The organism is Rhodanobacter koreensis (genome assembly GCF_054782855.1).
In genome coordinates this window covers 520,825-538,095 of the sequence record NZ_BAAGRR010000012.1, presented here as the reverse complement: position 1 = coordinate 538,095, position 17,271 = coordinate 520,825, and the positions used below count along the sequence as shown (strand labels likewise).

The following is a 17,271-nucleotide window of genomic DNA, read 5'->3' as shown; positions in this document are numbered from 1 at the left end:
AGCGCTCCTTCAGCGTCCGAACATTTTCTTGAAGCCATTATCGGTAAAGCCCACGCTGACGATGCCATCGGGCTGCGCAACCACCGGGCGACGGATCAGTGCGGGATATTCCTTCAGCAGCAAGGTCCATTCCGGATCGCTGCCGGGGTTCTTGCGTTGCGGCAGCAGATTGCGCCAGGTGGTCGAGGACTTGTTGACCAGCTTCTCCCAACCACCGAGCTGCCGTGCCCAGTCCTTCAGCGTCGCTGCCGGCACCGGGTTCGCGCGGTAATCGACGAAGATGTGCTCCACCCCGAAACGGGCGAGCCAGTTGCGTGCCTTCTTGCAGGTGTCGCAGTTGGGAAGTCCATACAGAACCGGATTCATTCGGCGCTCCGCAGCAATTCGTTGATGCCGGTCTTGCTGCGGGTCTTCTCGTCGACCTGCTTGACGATGATCGCGGCGTACAGGCTGTGGCTGCCATCCTTCGCCGGCAGGCTGCCGGACACCACCACGCTGCCGGCCGGCACCCGACCGTAGCTGATCTCGCCGGTGGCGCGGTTGTAGATGCGGGTGGACTGGCCGAGGAACACGCCCATGCCGATCACGCTGCCCTTTTCCACCACCACACCTTCGACCACTTCCGAACGCGCGCCGATGAAGCAGTGGTCCTCGATGATGGTGGGATTCGCCTGCAGCGGCTCCAGCACGCCGCCGATGCCGACGCCGCCTGACAGGTGCACGCCGGCACCGATCTGCGCGCAGGAACCGACCGTGGCCCAGGTGTCGACCATCGTGCCGGCACCGACCCAGGCTCCGATATTGACGTAGCTCGGCATCAGTACCGCGTCCTTTGCGATGTGCGCGCCCCGGCGCACCAGCGCACCGGGCACCACGCGCGCGCCAAGCTGCTGCAGTTCGGCGTCGTTGCCGTGGGCGAAACGCAGCGGCACCTTGTCGAACGCCTGCGCCGAGCCACCATCGACCACGCGGTTGTCATTGATGCGGAAGTACAGCAGCACCGCCTTCTTGATCCACTGGTTCACTGTCCAGCTGCCGTGGCTGTCCGGTTCGGCAACACGGCGCTCGCCGGATTCGAGCAGGTCGATGACCTGGCCGATCGCGGGCCGCAGATGGGTCTCGATCTCGGCGTGGGTAAGTTCGTTGCGGCGCTCGAAGGCGTCGTTGATCAGGGTTTCAATGGCTTGCATGGGGCGGGTTCACTTGTGATGGAGCAGCAAGGTAGACAGACGGCACGGGGCTGGTCGCAAAGAGTACATGCTGCGGCGACCGATACGGGCCCGTCTGGCATGCGGGCTTCCATCAAGCTGCGCCGCCGGCCGCGACTTCATCTGCCTTTAACCCGCCCCGGCAGTACATTGCACAGTCAGCTGCAACAGAACAGCCTCCCACTCGACAAGTCGATTCGTTCTTTCCATGCCATAGCAAGGAATACCGGAAATGAGCCAGCTGAGGATCGCCGTTTTCGTCGGAAGCCTGCGGGCGGATTCGTTCAACCGCCGGCTCGCGCAAGCCGTGGAGCGGCTTGCGCCGACCGGGTTCACGTTCCGGCATGTCCCGATCGGCGGCCTGCCGTTGTATTCGCAGGATTTCGACGCCGACTACCCCGTTCCCGCCAGCCAGCTGAAGAAGGAAGTCGAAGCGGCCGACGGACTGCTGTTTGTCACACCCGAATACAACCGCTCGATCCCCGGCGTGCTGAAGAACGCGATCGACATCGCCTCGCGCCCGTGGGGCACCAATTCGTTTGCAGGCAAGCCCGGCGCCGTGATCGGCACCTCGATCGGCTCCACCGGCACCGCGCTGGCACAGCAACACCTGCGCAACATACTGGCCTACCTCGACGTGCCGTTGCTGGCCCAGCCGGAAGTGTTCATCCACTTCAAGGACGACCTCATCGCCGACGACGGCACCATCCACAGCGATGGCACCCGGAATTTCCTGCAGGGTTTCGTGGACAGTTATGTCGCGTGGGTCAGGCGGTTCGCGCATTGAGGACATGCCGGCGGGCGACACCTTGTCGTCGTTTGCGCAGCAGGAGAATCAAGCCATGCACAAACAGATCAGCGAGGGCTTCATGGTCTTCCTCTCCGATGGTGACGAGGGGATCGGCTCGGTTCGCGAGGTCCGTCACGGCCTGCCGGAGCTGGTGATCTATATCGAGAATGCCGGCGACTTCGTGGTGCCGGTGTCGGCAGTCAGTGCGGTCCACTCCGGCAAGGTGATCCTGGCCTGGGACAGGCTGGATCTTCGCCTGCGCAACGCGATCGCCCATGCCCGCGACTCGGAAGATCCCGACTATGTCGCGCCGGACTCGAGCGAGGACGAATAGCGAGGTCCCCGACCTTGGTTTTCACGACCATCGGCAGGCGACGCGGCGGCCTGACAGCGGTGACCCGTGGTTGATCGATTCCGAATGGGCGGGCCGTACCGGTCTGCCTCGACAACTGGCCATACGTGGCGCAGCGAAAGTGGCCCTGTAAACATGCCGTGTCGTTGCATAGTCTGCACTTGGTGTGTCGACCTTGAGAGATCCTGGCGCGAAGCACCCCAGGTATCGAGATCGCATTCGGCCGTAAATACCCCGGATTGCAATATGACGTGACACATGGCCCCTGCTTGGTTCCTCGCCCGTGGACAACGATCTTCTCCCATGACTGCGCCCCCCGATTTCGTTGTCCACGGCATTTTTCACAAAGCAGCAAAAGCCCGGCAATGAAAAAGTTCATACCGGCTCCGTGGAACGCTGGCGACATGCATGCGTCGGACGTGCCGGAGCTGCTTCGAATTCCCGTGGGTTGAGCGCTCGTCAATCGCCAGGGGAGCTCGAATAGCCCCAGTGTCGAAGCATGCGCTCGAGCGTGGGGAGCACCCGCTCGAACTCCTGCTGGTACCGTGTCCAGCGATTCACGCCTTTCCTGTTGACTGGCTCGATGACCTGGTCGTAACTCGGCGTTGCGATATATCCCTTGTCGCGGGCGTGCTGGTCGAATCGCAGCATCGGCGTCGAATCGTTCAGCCCGAGAAATTGGGCAATGCGTGCCGTATGTCCTGCGAAATCTGCCACCAGATCCTCATAACGTGACACCAACACGTCCGGCTGGAAGATATCCACTAGCCGCAGCCAGTAATCCATCGCTCCCACATACGCTGACGCCAGGCGCGGCAGGTCAGCGCAGGCGGCACCCAGGATGCTGGAACGGAAGTTCTGCATGTAGCAGCTCAGAATCACGTCGCACGGGTGGCGAACCGCGAGAATGAACTTCGCGCGGGGAAACAGCCGGTAAATCAGCGGCAGCCACAGCATGTTCAGCGGGTTCTTGTCGACAAGTTGCGCATTCCAGCGCCTCGGGATCTTCTCGGAAACCATGATCAGGTAGAGCTTGCGCAGCTCGTCGCAATCGCGCTGCTGGAGCTTTTCCAGCTTGTCCATGATGCCTGCGTCATGATTCTTCAGCTTATCGGCGAGCCGGTTGAAGAACGGGTTCTCGTCCATCGACTGCAGGCCCGGATGTGCGTCCAGCATCTGTTCGAGCAGGGTCGTACCTGAACGAGGAAAGCCTACAATGAAGACCGGCGAATCCCGCGAGTCGGGTGCGCTTGTTGTTGGCCAGCGACGATAGGTTTCGGGAGTCACGTGGGGAAGTGCCGCCGGCAATGCAGCGCAGTCCGGCACGAAAAACTCCGGCGAAGCGATTCGCAGCTCCTGCACCTGCCATTCGTGAGCCGTTCGCAAGGCCTGCATCGCCGGCCCCGACTCGCCCAGTTTGTCGTATGTGTCCGCCAGCTCGAAATAATGCGAGTAATCGCTGGCGTGTCGTGGCCCGCATTGCTCCAATACGGACCGTGCATGGGCGATGTCGCCCTTTCTCAGGGCAAGTGTGGCAAAAAGGTGCCTGACGTCACTTCGCGCCTCATCGGTCGAGACAATGGTGTCCGCAAGAAGTGCCCGCACCATCACCTCGCTCCGGGCCAGTTCGTTCAATCTTTCGTAGACCTTGGCCAGCAGCAATCTGGCTTCCAGGCATGAGGGATTGCGGGCAACAAGATCTTCCAGAAGTACGGCGGTCGACGGCGTATCGCCCATCAGCTGCAGCAACTTGGCGAGCTCCAGCTGGAGCAGTTCGCTGTCGAGCGGCAACCACGTCCGCCACGGCTTCAGCAGGTCGGCAGCGCCATGAAAATCCTGGCACAAGCAGCACGCGTGCGCCGCGTGGATGCGTGTCAGCGGCGCACTCTTGTCGAGGTCGAACGCATCAAGCAAGGTCTCGCGCGCGGCCAGGTAATCCTTGCGTTCAAGCAGCAACAAGCCCATCTGGACCTTGGGCATGAGATTACCCTGATCCAGCCTGATCGCAGTCGCGTAGGCGTGCTCCGCTTCCGATGTCGCGCGGCTTTCCAGCAACGCGGTTCCATAGTTGCACCAATAGGCGCTGCACCCGGGGGTCAACTCGGTCAAACGGAAGTAAGCGGCCGTGGCTTCAGGAAGACGGCGCTGATAGTGCAGGCTCATGGCGAGCAACTGCAGTACTTGCTCGTCATTGGGGTTGTCGGCCAATTGCGCACGACAGAGTCGCTCTGCATCGGCTGGTCTTGCTGCCTGCAGGGCTTCGAAGATCAGAATGGCCGGTTCGGTAGTCATGCCATCAATAAAGAGGACCGCGTGATTCGATCACGCGGCCCACCAAGGTTAACGCACTCGCTTGACGCTTAAAACTTGACCGTCACACGGGCCCAGAAGTAACGACCCATCAGGTCGAAATCGCTGGGATCGGTGTTGGCGTTGAGCGTGTTGTTCGCGTACAGCATCGGCGGTTGCTTGTCGAAGACATTGTTCACGCCGAAATCGATGCGCGTGTTCAGCGGTTCGATGTTGTAGCCGAACGACAGATCGTTGTAGACGGTGGCGCCGTACTTGTATACCGCCCCGGTGATGTTGCACCGATAAACACCGCCCGCCGGATTCGGCTTGCCCTGGTAATAGCACGTACCGTCCGGCAACACATCCTGCGACGGGTTCTTCGAACCCATCTGGAAGCGACCGATGTAACGCATGCGCCAGGAGGCAGACCAATTACCCAGCTGCCAGTTCACGAAACCCTGGGCACGCCAGCGCGGGAACAGGCAGGTACCTATGCCCGGGCAGGCCGCCTCCTGCGGCGAGCCAAAGGGCAGAAAATGGCCCGCATCGGTATAGGTCGTGTTGCTCGCCGTACCCGGGGCGGTCTGCAGGTTGTAATACTTCAGGTACGTGGCATTGATGCCGGCCATGAATTGACCGAAGGAGAATTGCGGCAATTTGTACGCCAGCGACAAATCGACGCCACCGGTGTTCAGCGTACCCAGATTGGCGGTCGGCTCGCCGATGGTCAGGATCTGGCCCTGGTTGGGTCCGACGACCGGATTGCGGTGAATCAGGGGGCAGAATGCCAGGTTGCCGGCGGCGCACACGTTGAGGACGCTTTGCGCATTCACCGTAGTGATGGTGTTGTTGAGATACACATGCCAGAAATCAACCGTGGTCGACAAGCCGGGGGCCCACGACGGACTGTAGATCGCGCCGAAGTCAAACGATTTGCCTTGCTCAGGCTTGAGCTGGATACCGGCGAATCGAGCGCCCGACAGAATGCCGGTGATCTGGTTGTTGGCGGCAACGGCCTGGTTGATGAACGTGCCATTCGTCGGCACATTCACGCAGGCGGGATTGACCGGTGCACCGGTATAGCCTGTACAGGGATCGTTTGACAGCTTCGGTGCGTCGGCCGCCGCACCGTTGTATTCCTCCGCGAGGTTCGGTGCGCGAAACACCTGCGCCATGGTGCCACGCAGCAGCAGGTCGTCGATCGGCTTGTACTCCACGGCGAACTTGAAGTCATTGGTGCTGCCGTAGCCATCGTTGTAACGCGAGTAGCGATCGCCGATGGTTACATTCAGCGACTTCACCAGCGGGAGTTCACTCAGGACAGGAATGAATGCCTCTGCATAGAGCTCCTTCACGTTGTAGCCGCCCTGCGTGGCCGAGACGCACTGACTGCCCAGCACACAGGTACCCGCGACCGGGTCGAAATTCAGGAGCGGATCCACGTACGAGTTGACATTTTCCTGGCGATAGTCGGCACCAGCCGCCAATTGCACCGTGCCTGCGGGCAGGTTGAGCACGCCCCCATTGATGCCCGCGTGCCACTCCTTGAGGCTCGCATATTGATTGGTGATGGCCGGTGACGCAGCTGCCTTCAGCGCGGCGATCGAACCCGGAGCGTACAAGTCGAACGGATTGAACTCCAAAGCCGTCGAAGTGATACCGGCCGGACAGGCCGTGGGGGCTGCCGCCGTGCCGCACGCCAAACCGGTGGCCGACATGTAGGAGGGCCCTGTGTACAGCTTGCCCCCATCTGGCAGATTCAAGGTTGTGGTGACCGCGCCCGAATGGCCATAGTCAAGGCCGACGTCCCAGTTCCAGTCCTGGTCGAACAGCGAGAAGCTGCCCTTCAAGCCGACATTGACTTGTTCGGTGTTGGCACCGAACGTCGCCACACGGTTGCCGAGGGAAGACAGGCGGGAGTTGATGGTCGGGCCGGCGCTGCTGAACGTGGCACCGAAGTGGTTGAAGTAATTGTTGACATCGATGATCGCGTTGCCGGCCACATAAGGGTTGTCGCCGTAGATGCCGGGAGCCAGCTGGAAATCAGACGAGGTCTTGTTGTAGTAGGCATTCATGTAGGCCGAAACGTTGTCGGACAGGCGGTACGTGCCCATCACGAACGCGTTGGTACGTTCCTGCGGCGTCAGGATCAGGTTGATCGCCGCGTAGTTGTACTTGTCGCTGTTCGCGCCGTTGTTCTGGTAGCAGTGATAATTGGAGGTGTTGACCAGTTGACTGTTGCCACCCGGGTTGAGCGCCACAAAACTGCAACCAAAGAGCGGCTGCACGGGTGTGCCGGTGATCTGGATATGGCCGTAAGGCGAGGACGACGAGCCGCCGATGTTGGCGGTCGCCGGCTGCGGCGCGCTCGGGCCAGTGCCATTCGTGCCATAGATCGACACCGCATTCTTCGAGAAACTGCGGCTGCTCGCTTCAACACCATCCTGCTTGTTGTACTCGATGCCACCCATGATGCTTCCCTTGTCGGACGTCTGCCCGAAAGTGAAGCTGTAGCCGGACTGGTCACCATCGTTGTGGTCGGACTCGCCGACGTTGGCGGTAAACTGGGCGCCCTGATAATCCTTTTTCAGGATGAAGTTGACCACGCCGCCGATCGCATCGGAGCCGTACGTCGCCGATGCGCCGTCGGTCAATACTTCGATGCGTTCGATCATGGCCGCCGGGATGGCGTTTACATCCGGTGATGTACCTTCAGTTGAAATATAAGTGCCGATGGCGTCAATCACACGCTGACCGTCGACCAGGATCAGGGTGCGCTTGTTGCCAAGACCACGCAGGTTGATGGTGGAAGCACCGGTACCGCCGCCGTTGTTGAGCTGTGGATTCGTGTTGCCGCCTGTCATCGCCGGCAGATCCTGTACCAGGTCGCCCAGCGTCATCTTGCCGGTGGCTTCGATCTGCGCGCGGTCGATGGTGACCACCGGATTCGAGGTTTCCAGATCCACACGACGGACCAGCGAGCCGGTGACCACCACCGTCTGCAGGGACTTTGCCTTGTGCTGGTCCGGCGGAGGGTTGCTGGTTGTGGACTGGTTGCTGGTGTCCTGGGCAAATGCCGTGCCCGACGCGCCAACCGCAATGACAGCGCCCAGCGAAAACGCGAGGCGAACTGCTGCAGATAGTTTTGTGACCTCGAGTTTCATTACAGACACCCTCCGATGATTTTCATGAACCAGGAATAGCCAACATCCTGATTGTTTCTCGGCTTCTTCATAGAAACCGCATATCAGTCAGGTAAATGCAGCTGTGACCGTCATCAAAACCAGGTTGCTTCAACCTGAGCAGCCATCATTGATAATGGCAAGCCAGACAGGTGATACAGGTCGGCACCAACGATCCGTCAACCAAACTTGGCAAGCAATCGGGCCGCCAGACTGACTAAAGCATCGCGCTCGACGGCCACCTCATGAAGTTCCACCTTCAGGCGGTTAACTTCGGCACCAGGCAATGGCCTCTTGCTGAAACGAAACCTCCTCACCCATACTCGAACCGCATCAGTCCGAACATTAAGTCTCGAGGCAACCACGGTTGCGGGAAGATGACGTTCCACAACCAGTTTTATGGCTTCAGCCTTCAGTTCTTCGGGATAATATGTCGGACGCATTCACGCACCCTTCCTTATCAACCGGTAGCAAACAACTATTCGACAACGCCTTCCATGGAGTTAATGAATCGAATTCATGACACACCGGCTTGAATTCGCGCCTCGATCATGACCATCGACGTCGAATACAAACAAGCCTGATCACGATATAATGATTCACTTGAAATGCATTGCTTTCGTTGTTACCGCACATTTACGATATCTAAACCAAGAGTGACTTCATATATCCACTCCGGTTAAGTCTGGATATGACCAGTCATCATTATGCAAGGGCGCCCGGAACGACGCCTGGAAAAGTTCGATATAGCCACTCTCCCTTGATTTCGTTATGACCACTATCAGACATGCGAATACCACGATGTACGACTCATCGATTTGCTGTCCGAGTATTGGCTTTCAAACGAAACACCGATGAGCGACGCGATGGACGAAGAGATCCAGCCCTGGACGGCGCGGCGCATATCAGCGCCGGTGTCGGACATGATTCCGGGTGGCTCGCCAGTGGACTCGAGACATATCCCCAACGCATGCGGCAGGATGTGTTCCTGGCCGAGATGGGCGATGTGGTGCCGGGGGCCGAGTTGAGTGCGGTGATTGAACCGTTCTATCGCCAAGGCGAGTGCCACGCCCGGTGGGTCTGGAACGGATGCTGCCCATCGACTTCCTGCAGCAGAGGGATGCACTGAGCGATTGACGTTCGAGTGTCGTCTGCGGGTCTTCCCTGGAACGAAAACGCGTCGTCGCCAGGACGTCGCAGATGCGCTCGTTGAAGCGCCTTCATTCCCTTTCCGGGACGACCATGCCGTTGGCCTGCGGGTGCCGTGGCTTGATCAGCCGGTGCTCGATACCCGGCAACACGCACTGGCCTGCGTTACCGAGCGGTGCACTGGCAGACTAGCCGGTGTTGGGCGACTTCAGCAGCGCCTTGAAACGTGGATCGTCGCGCAGCGTATCCCAGGCCGGGTCGAGCCGGAGCAACGCGCTCGACAGGGGACTGCCATTAGGTATGGACAGCACGCGCCCGATCAGGGCGATGGCCTGGTCGGGCTGGCCGACCCGCACATACAGCTGTGCTTGCGACGCAAGCATATCCGGTCCGGTGAGGGCATCCTTGCTGACCGGCATCAAGGCGACGGCACGCTCGCCTTCAGCGACGGCCTCGGGTTTTCGCCCGAGCCCGGCATACGCAAATCCCAGAGCCAGATGCAGGTCCGCGTCGTCCGGCCGCTCGACGAGAGTGGCGCGCATGCGCGCTGCAACCTCGGCATACGTCGCCGTCGCCTTGGCCGTGTCTCCCGCCGCCTGCAAGGCCCACGCCAGATACAGGCGTCGGGGCAGGACAATGTTGTTCGGATCGGCCCAGTCTTCGGCCTTGTCCGCCTCGACTACCTTGACCGCGCCGGCATAATCACGCGCCAACCAGTGCTCGAAATACATTGTCATGATATTGCTGGCATAGGCCTCGCTGCCCGGCGCGAGCGCGGCCAGCGCGGCGCGCAGCGGTGCCGGATCGCCCTTCCACATCAGCTGATTGAAGGCCTGTGCCACACGATTGCCGGCGGGATCCCGGCTCACCGCGATGGCGCCGGCATAGGCCAGGTCGGCATCTGCGTAGCGATGCATGCTCTGATAAGTCACGGCGAGTTGGCCGAATGCAAATTCACTATGTGGATCAAGCACGGTGGCCGTGTGAAACAACGCCACCGCCTCATCCCAGTGACCCTGGCGCCGGGCGATCGAGGCGATGATGAGTTCCACGGTGGCACTGTTGGGCAATGCACGCCGGGCCAGCTCCAGTTGGGTGGTGGCGCTGGCGTAGTCCCGATGCCCCCAGTAGTCATACAAGCCCAGCGCGTAATGTCCCTGGCCCAGATTCGGCTGAAGCGCCAGGGCGCGATCGGCAGCGGTCTTCGCCGCAGCCAGTCGCGCGTTCGTGCGATCAGGCGCAAAGAAATACATCTGCATGTGGGCGCGCGCCAGCGCGGCCGCAGCCAGCGCGAAGTCCGGATCCCTGGCCAGTGCCTGTTGATACAGCGCGATCGCCAAGGGCAACTCGGACTGTGACAGCTCGGGATCATCGAATGCGCGGTTGGCATGCACACCGGCTTGCAGGTACAGATCGTAGGCTGCGGCGTTCCAGGTCGGCATTCTCTCGATGCGCGCGGCCTCGGCGGAAGTCAGCTGCACCTTCAGCGCCTCCGCGACGTTCTGCGCGACCTCGCCTTCCACATTGAAAATGTTGTCCAGCGTGCGCGTGTAGGCTTTCGCCCAGAGATGGTTGCCGCTGTTCGCATCGATCAACTGCACATTGATCAGCACCTGATTGCCGGCCTTCTGCACCGTGCCCTCGAGCAGCGTCGCCACGCCCAATTGTCGCGCTATGGTTTTCACGTCTTCCGGATGGCTCGGGTATTTCTCTGTCGAGGTGCGGGCGATCACCTTGAGTCCGCCGATACCCACCAACTGGGTCAGGATCATGTCTTGCATGCCGCTGGCGAAATACGCGTTGTTCTGCTCTGTACTGAGACTCTCGAACGGCAGCACCGCGATGGACTTGAGATCGACCGCCGCCACCGTGTCCGCAGGGTGACGTGCGAATTGGTACCACCCGAACAGCGCGACCGCCGCCACGAGCAGACCCGTGACCACGGCAACGAGTCGCCCATCGAGCCGGCGTGTCTTGTCAGCCTGCAAGGGCATTGCCGGACTCATTGCCGTCGCGGCCGGTGGCGCGGTGACCTCGCTGGGGAGGGCTGCCGGCAAGGATGCAGGTTCCGCGGTCGCTGACGCCCTGTCCGCAATCAACTCCCCACGCGACGCGGCGGATCGCACCTGGGCATCGAGGCGGAAGCCGATGCCATGCACGGTATGCAGATAGTGGCTTTCTTCGCCGCTCTCGCCGAGCGCATGGCGCAACACCGCGATGATGCGGCTGAGTACGGCAGGCGTGACATGGGTATGCCCCCACACCACGTCGAGAATCTCGTCGCGGCTCAACACGCGGCCGGGTTCGCGCGCCAACAGCACGAGTACGGCGAATGCCTTGCGCTCGAGCGCGACCTCCTCGCCATCGACAAACAGGCGATGGCCCAGGGTGTCGATCTCGACCCTGCCGAACGCAATCCACGCAGCAGGGGCGGACTCTACAGCCATTTGCTCGACCTCCATTCCCGCTCCTGCTCCCGTTCAGGTTACACCAAGTCTGACACGAGCCCCGGTATGGCCCATACGTGGATTTCGTTGTTTCCTGAACAGCATTCCGGCGCCATCTGAACCAGGTACCGGTGTTGCCCACCTTTACAGCGACTCTGCGAGCATCGGCCATGTCCGTCATGGGTAAAAACGGGCATTTCCAACGGGTCGCCGGGCGCGACTGTGTACGTCTGACCCAACAAAACCGTACCTCTGAACGACGAACGAGGGATTGGCAAATCGACATCCACCCCTGCTGTACCGACGTCACATTGGGGCGGTTGAGGTGCGTGTCTGACGCGACAGCGCAAGACGAAACGCGGCCGGGAAACCCCTGCCCGATGAGGCCGCACACGCGCCCCGACCACCCCCGCCAACGAATCGTGCCCGTTTCCCTGGATGCCTCGCTGGCATGCTGCCATGGCCGATCCACGCATTCCTGACGGCAGCCGCAGATCCCGCAAATAACCTAGCAAACGCCTCATGATTTTAGCGATATTTCCTCAAGCAACGCCTGCGACGGCTGCCTAGGATCCTGCGTACGGGCATCCCGCCCGTCGGGAGAACATCATGAAACGTCTGATGATTGGTGCAACCCTCGCTGTCGGTCTGACCTGTATCGGCACTGCGGCCGTCGCCCATACGGACGAGCAAATTGTCGAACTCGACAACGGCTTCGCGGTGATGGCCATTGTCGCCCACTCGCCGGCTGAGTTCGCGAAGGCACAACACGAAGCCCAAATGATGGAGGCGCAGCGCAAGGTGGGCCTGGGGCCACAGACCATCGTCGCACGGGCGATCGACGAGTCACCCCACATCGTTGCCACACCCGCAATCAGTGCGGGCGTCGTGGCGGTCGTGCAGGGTCGATAAGGATCACGGGCGTCACGCCGGGTACACCGACAGCATTGACGGTGAATTTCGCCGTCTGCAGGCGCCGCGTGCGCGAATGGCTGCCGGCCCGTCATCGCGGGACGCATGGATGGATATCGATCGAGGACGCTGCGTATGCATCGTGCTGATCCGGACTGCCGCATGAACGGTACAACCATTTGTTGAGGTTTCCATGTTCCTCGAATTCGATGGTCAAGGGCCGGCTTACGCACAACTTACCCGTGCCTTGAAAGCTTCCATTCTCAACGGACGATTGAAAGCCCATACGCGCCTTCCTTCCACCCGCGCACTTGCCCTGGAAGTTGGCATGTCGCGCATCACCGTATTGGCGGCTTACGAGCAACTCCGTGCCGAAGGCTTCGTCTATGTCCGGATTGGCGCCGGCAGCTATGTCAGCCACTTGCAAACCCCTCCACCACTCCGCCTGCTGAAAGCGGAGCCCATCGCGGCACCGTCGCGCTACGCAAAGCGTGCGAGAACACAGAGAGATCCATTGATTACGCGCCGCCACCACGGGCTGCGTCTGAATATGCAATATGGCGAACCGATGACCCAGCCGGCGTTGAGTACCCTCTGGGCCCGTGAACTCGCTCGCGCTGCGCTCTACACCCCGCTTGAACGAGGAGACCCACAAGGACTGCTTGCCTTGCGCGAGCAGATTTGTCGCTACCTGGCACTTCGGCGCGGTGTTGATGCGCATGCCAACCAGGTGCTCATCATCAATGGCTCACAACAAGCCTACGCCTTGACCGCGCGTGTCCTGCTGAACGAGGGAGACGCCACTGTCATGGAGGAGCCGCATTACTTCGGCATGTGGCAGTCATTCGCCGCGCACGGGGCCAGCCTGCTCCCCGTGCGCACGGATCGCGAGGGCCTGGTATGCGCCGAGTTGCCAGCGCAGGCACCCCGCCTGATCTGTGTAACGCCTTCACACCAGTTCCCTTCCGGCGCAACCATGTCGTTGTCACGACGCCTGGAGCTGTTGCGTTATGCCGAAGCAAGGCAAAGCTGGATTCTGGAGGACGACTACGACAGCGAGTTTCGCTTCGACTCCCAGCCTCTGGCAGCATTGCGTTCGCTCGACGAGGGCGACCGCGTGATCTACGTGGGTACGTTTTCCAAGACGCTGTTCGGCTCGATGCGCCTGGGCTACATGGTGTTGCCCGCCGCGCTGCGCCAGGATTTCATCAACGCCAAATATCTGGCCGATATTTGCAATCCGGTGATTGAACAGGCCGCCCTGGCGCACTTCATGGAGAGCGGCGGCTTTGAGCGACACCTGCGGCAAATGGGAAGAACGCTCAAGGCACGCCGCGAAGTGCTGATCGACGGGCTGCGACGTTATGCCGGTGAACGCATCCAGATTGCGGATTCGCATGCCGGCATGCACGTGGTTGTCTGGTTGCGCGACTACGATCACGCACAACTGGAGGCTCTGATCGATCATGCGCATGAACGCGGGCTCGGGCTGTACCCGATAGCGCCGCACTACCATGCAAGGCCCGCCATGCCCGGCCTTCTTCTCGGCTATTGCGGACTGTCCAGTTTGGAGCTGCAGGAGGCGGCCCAATTGTTCGGCACATGCCTGGATGCGATGGATGCACGAATGATCCGTACGTCCATGGAATCGCTGCCCTTGAGGCGACACTCCGGATGATGGTCTGGCCTGATGGAGGAACCGCGACCACGGACTTAAGAGTCGCCCGGAAAGTACGACCCGAACTACTTGAGCCAAGCCCAGTTGGCGCCCGATGCGAGGCTTGCCGAGCCGGCGGCGAGGGTACCTCAGCTCCGCAAGGACAGTCCGGGGTCAATGCTGAAGCAATCGCCCGGAAACAGCAGCGGCGCGAACCCGAAAGGCCGCGCCGCTGCTGGATTTCAATTGGTGGGCGGTACAAGGATCGAACTTGTGACCCCTACCATGTCAAGGTAGTGCTCTACCGCTGAGCTAACCGCCCGTCTCGCCTCGGATGACCGCGCGAGCCGCGCAGTATACGGCAGCGGCTGGCGCTCGACAATATCCCGCGCCGCTGGCCAATCAGCGCAAGGCCTGTTCGCGCAATTGATGGATCTGGTCGCGTAGCCGGGCGGCGTCCTCGAACTCCAGGTTCTGCGCGTGCTTGTACATCTGCGCCTCGAGTTTCTTCAGCATGGCCGCCGCCTGCTGCGTGTTGAGCCCGACATAATCGGCAGCCTGCTCGGCCACGGCGGTACGACCGCGCGACGATTTGCTGCCACGGCGGTTGCCCGCCTCGCTGCGTGCGCCTTCCATGATGTCGGCGATGCGTCGCACGATGGTGGTCGGCACGATGCCCTGCTGTTCGTTCCAGGCCATCTGCTTCTCGCGGCGGCGGGCGGTCTCGTCCATCGCCGCCTGCATCGAGCGGGTGACCGTGTCGGCGTACAGGATCGCCTTGCCGCGCACGTTGCGGGCGGCACGACCGATGGTCTGGATCAGCGAGCCGGTGGAACGCAGGAAGCCCTCCTTGTCGGCGTCGAGGATCGCCACCAGCGACACCTCGGGCATGTCCAGGCCCTCGCGCAGCAGGTTGATGCCGACCAGCACGTCGAACTCACCCAGGCGCAGGTCGCGGATGATCTCGCTGCGCTCGACCGTCTCGATGTCCGAATGCAGGTAGCGCACCTTCACATCGTGCTCGGCCAGATACTCGGTGAGATTCTCTGCCATGCGCTTAGTCAGCGTGGTGACCAGCACGCGATCGCCGATCGCCACGCGCTTGTGCACTTCGCCGAGCAGGTCATCGACCTGGGTACGCACCGGGCGCACTTCCACTTCAGGATCGACCAGACCGGTGGGGCGCACCACCAGCTCGACCACCGCCTCACCCGATTTATCCAGCTCGTACGCGCGTGGAGTGGCGGAGACATAGATCGCACGCGGCACGCGCTCTTCCCACTCCTCGAAGCGCAACGGCCGGTTGTCCATCGCCGATGGCAGCCGGAAACCGAACTCCACCAGGGTCTCCTTGCGTGAACGATCGCCCTTGTACATCGCACCGAGCTGCGGCACGGTGACGTGCGACTCGTCCACCACCAGCAGGCCGTCGGCCGGCAGGTAATCGAACAAGGTGGGCGGCGGCTCGCCGGGGGCGCGCCGGGTCAAATGGCGCGAGTAATTCTCGATGCCCTGGCAATAGCCGACCTCGGCCATCATCTCGATGTCGAAACGGGTGCGCTGGTCCAGCCGTTGCGCCTCGACCAGTTTGTTGTCCTTGTACAGCTGCTCCAGCCGCTCCTTCAGCTCGACCTTGATCGTCTCGATCGCGTTCAGCACGCTTTCGCGCGTGCTGGCGTAGTGCGTGCGCGGATAGACCGTATAGCGCTGTACCTTGCGAATGGTTTCGCCGGTGAGCGGGTCGAACAGTGCCATGTTCTCGACCTCGCCATCGAACAGCTCGATGCGCAACGCCTCGGTTTCCGATTCGGCGGGAAACACGTCGATGATCTCGCCGCGCACGCGATAGGTGCCGCGACGCAGTTCCATCTCGTTGCGGGTGTATTGCAGTTCGGTCAGCTGATGGATCAGCTTGCGCTGGTCGATGCGCTCGCCCTTGGCCAGGATCAGCCGCAGCGACAGGTAATCCTCCGGATTGCCCAGGCCGTAGATCGCCGACACGGTGGCGACGATGATCGAATCCCGTCGCGACAGCAGCGCCTTGGTCGCCGACAGCCGCATCTGCTCGATGTGCTCGTTGATCGAGGCATCCTTCTCGATGAAGGTGTCCGAGGCTACCACGTAGGCCTCCGGCTGGTAGTAGTCGTAGTAGCTGACGAAATACTCCACCGCGTTGTTCGGGAAGAACTCCTTGAACTCGCCGTACAACTGCGCGGCGAGCGTCTTGTTCGGCGCCATCACGATGGTCGGCCGCTGCACCCGCTCGATCATGTTGGCGATAGTGTAGGTCTTGCCTGAACCGGTCACGCCGAGCAGCGTCTGTGCCGCCAGGCCTGCCTCGAAGCCATCGGCCAGACGCTGGATCGCCTGCGGCTGGTCGCCGGCAGGCTGGTAGGGAGCAACAAGCTGGAAGCGGTCAGTCATCGGCTACAGATGTGGGCGGGGCAAGTCATTTTAAATCGGACCTGCTGACAGGATGCGTCAGCAGAGTCTGACACCCTGGCGCCTGTTCGGCTGGTGGCCGCACTCCCGTGCCGCCCTAGCATGAAGTCCTGGCTGTGCAGGGATGGCGCCATGCGGATTCACAGGAACTCCGGATCATCGGGCAAACAACTCGGCGTGACCTTGATCGAGCAGATCATGGTGCTCGCCATCGTGGCCGTACTGACCAGCATCGCCGCACCGCCCTTGCTGCAGTTACTGAGCCGCAACCAGTTGCAGGTCGCGCAGACCGATTTCATCGCAGCGTTGCAGCACGCCCGCGGCACCGCCATCACCACCGGCAAACGTACCCTGTTCTGCCCGAGCCGCAACGGCCGCAGCTGCAGCGATGAATCGCGCTGGGATGGCGGCTGGCTGATCGGTCACGATGCCGATCGCGACAACCAGCCCGACAACGGCCCGCTGCGCACCGGGCACGGCTACGAGAAAATCAACATCCTCGGCGACAGCGGGCGCCGCCTCGTTCGCTTCCAGAGCAATGGCAGCGCCAGCGGCACCACCAACACCTGGAGATTCTGCCGCCAGGGCCAGTCCGATCAGGCGTTGATCGTGGTGGTCTCCAATTCCGGCCGCATCCGTGGCGCGCTCGCCAGCGCCGCGCAAACGGCGAATTGCGTGCAGGCAAAGTAAGGCCGCCTCAATAAGCGACTGATCGTCGTGATGACGAGACCCGCAGGACCCTCGACGATGGTCGATGACGGCGTGCCGACCAACCAGCCGGAAACAGCCTGCCGGAGAAGCGATTGCAAGCGGGGCAACGGGAAATCCGGGCAATGCGAA

12 protein-coding genes, 1 tRNA gene and 1 pseudogene are annotated in these 17,271 nt (G+C 61.4%); 6 read left to right on the top strand and 8 right to left on the bottom strand.

Annotated elements, in window-relative coordinates:
- Positions 1-9: 9 nt before the first annotated feature.
- Together ACYVKM_RS15980 and dapD are read right to left on the bottom strand one after the other, a co-directional pair.
- Positions 10-366, bottom strand: coding sequence for a Spx/MgsR family RNA polymerase-binding regulatory protein (locus ACYVKM_RS15980; RefSeq protein ID WP_460878601.1), 357 nt, complete (start codon positions 364-366; stop codon positions 10-12).
- A complete protein-coding gene (gene dapD, locus ACYVKM_RS15975) occupies positions 363-1,190 on the bottom strand; it encodes a 2,3,4,5-tetrahydropyridine-2,6-dicarboxylate N-succinyltransferase (RefSeq protein WP_460878600.1) in 828 nt (275 codons plus the stop codon). The genes ACYVKM_RS15980 and dapD overlap by 4 nt, the downstream gene beginning before the upstream one ends.
- Before the next feature lie 250 nt (positions 1,191-1,440).
- Between dapD and ACYVKM_RS15970 the strand changes: the two genes are divergently transcribed.
- Both ACYVKM_RS15970 and ACYVKM_RS15965 read left to right on the top strand, forming a co-directional pair.
- Positions 1,441-1,995, top strand: a complete 555-nt coding sequence (locus ACYVKM_RS15970; protein ID WP_460878599.1) for an NADPH-dependent FMN reductase — start codon at positions 1,441-1,443, stop codon at positions 1,993-1,995.
- A gap of 55 nt (positions 1,996-2,050) precedes the next feature.
- Positions 2,051-2,332 carry a hypothetical protein gene (locus ACYVKM_RS15965; protein ID WP_460878598.1) on the top strand — a complete coding sequence of 94 codons (282 nt, stop codon included), beginning with the start codon at positions 2,051-2,053 and terminating at the stop codon, positions 2,330-2,332.
- Positions 2,333-2,809: 477 nt separating this feature from the next.
- Here ACYVKM_RS15965 and ACYVKM_RS15960 read toward each other — a convergent pair whose 3' ends face one another.
- The 3 genes from ACYVKM_RS15960 to ACYVKM_RS15950 all read right to left on the bottom strand — a co-directional run bounded on the left by ACYVKM_RS15960 (position 2,810) and on the right by ACYVKM_RS15950 (position 8,267).
- Positions 2,810-4,642: a tetratricopeptide repeat-containing sulfotransferase family protein gene (locus ACYVKM_RS15960; RefSeq protein WP_460878597.1), complete on the bottom strand. Its 1,833-nt coding sequence runs from the start codon at positions 4,640-4,642 to the stop codon at positions 2,810-2,812.
- 68 nt (positions 4,643-4,710) lie between these two features.
- Positions 4,711-7,806, bottom strand: coding sequence for a TonB-dependent receptor plug domain-containing protein (locus ACYVKM_RS15955; RefSeq protein WP_460878596.1), 3,096 nt, complete (start codon positions 7,804-7,806; stop codon positions 4,711-4,713).
- A 197-nt stretch (positions 7,807-8,003) separates the two neighbouring features.
- Complete coding sequence (locus tag ACYVKM_RS15950) at positions 8,004-8,267, bottom strand: transposase (protein WP_460878595.1); 264 nt, start codon at positions 8,265-8,267, stop codon at positions 8,004-8,006.
- A gap of 461 nt (positions 8,268-8,728) precedes the next feature.
- On the opposite strand from ACYVKM_RS15950, the pseudogene ACYVKM_RS15945 reads away from it, so the two are divergent.
- Positions 8,729-8,958 (top strand): annotated as a pseudogene (locus ACYVKM_RS15945) (hypothetical protein); the annotation flags it as partial.
- A gap of 203 nt (positions 8,959-9,161) precedes the next feature.
- Here ACYVKM_RS15945 and ACYVKM_RS15940 read toward each other — a convergent pair.
- Entirely contained in the window at positions 9,162-11,420 is a 2,259-nt protein-coding gene (locus ACYVKM_RS15940; protein WP_460878594.1) for a winged helix-turn-helix domain-containing protein, read from the bottom strand.
- Positions 11,421-12,029: 609 nt separating this feature from the next.
- Between ACYVKM_RS15940 and ACYVKM_RS15935 the strand changes: the two genes are divergently transcribed.
- Both ACYVKM_RS15935 and pdxR read left to right on the top strand, forming a co-directional pair.
- Positions 12,030-12,332 carry a hypothetical protein gene (locus ACYVKM_RS15935; RefSeq protein ID WP_460878593.1) on the top strand — a complete coding sequence of 101 codons (303 nt, stop codon included), beginning with the start codon at positions 12,030-12,032 and terminating at the stop codon, positions 12,330-12,332.
- 193 nt (positions 12,333-12,525) lie between these two features.
- Positions 12,526-14,010 (top strand): MocR-like pyridoxine biosynthesis transcription factor PdxR, encoded by a 1,485-nt coding sequence (gene pdxR, locus ACYVKM_RS15930; RefSeq protein WP_460878592.1) that lies wholly within the window; start codon positions 12,526-12,528, stop codon positions 14,008-14,010.
- Positions 14,011-14,236: 226 nt separating this feature from the next.
- On the opposite strand, the gene ACYVKM_RS15925 is transcribed toward pdxR, so the two are convergent.
- Both ACYVKM_RS15925 and uvrB read right to left on the bottom strand, forming a co-directional pair.
- Positions 14,237-14,311 (bottom strand) — tRNA-Val (locus ACYVKM_RS15925).
- Positions 14,312-14,391: 80 nt separating this feature from the next.
- Positions 14,392-16,413, bottom strand: coding sequence for an excinuclease ABC subunit UvrB (uvrB, locus tag ACYVKM_RS15920; protein WP_460878591.1), 2,022 nt, complete (start codon positions 16,411-16,413; stop codon positions 14,392-14,394).
- Positions 16,414-16,563: 150 nt separating this feature from the next.
- Here uvrB and ACYVKM_RS15915 point away from each other — a divergent pair, with 150 nt between their 5' ends.
- A complete protein-coding gene (locus tag ACYVKM_RS15915; protein ID WP_460878590.1) occupies positions 16,564-17,121 on the top strand; it encodes a GspH/FimT family pseudopilin in 558 nt (185 codons plus the stop codon).
- Positions 17,122-17,271 lie beyond the last annotated feature (150 nt).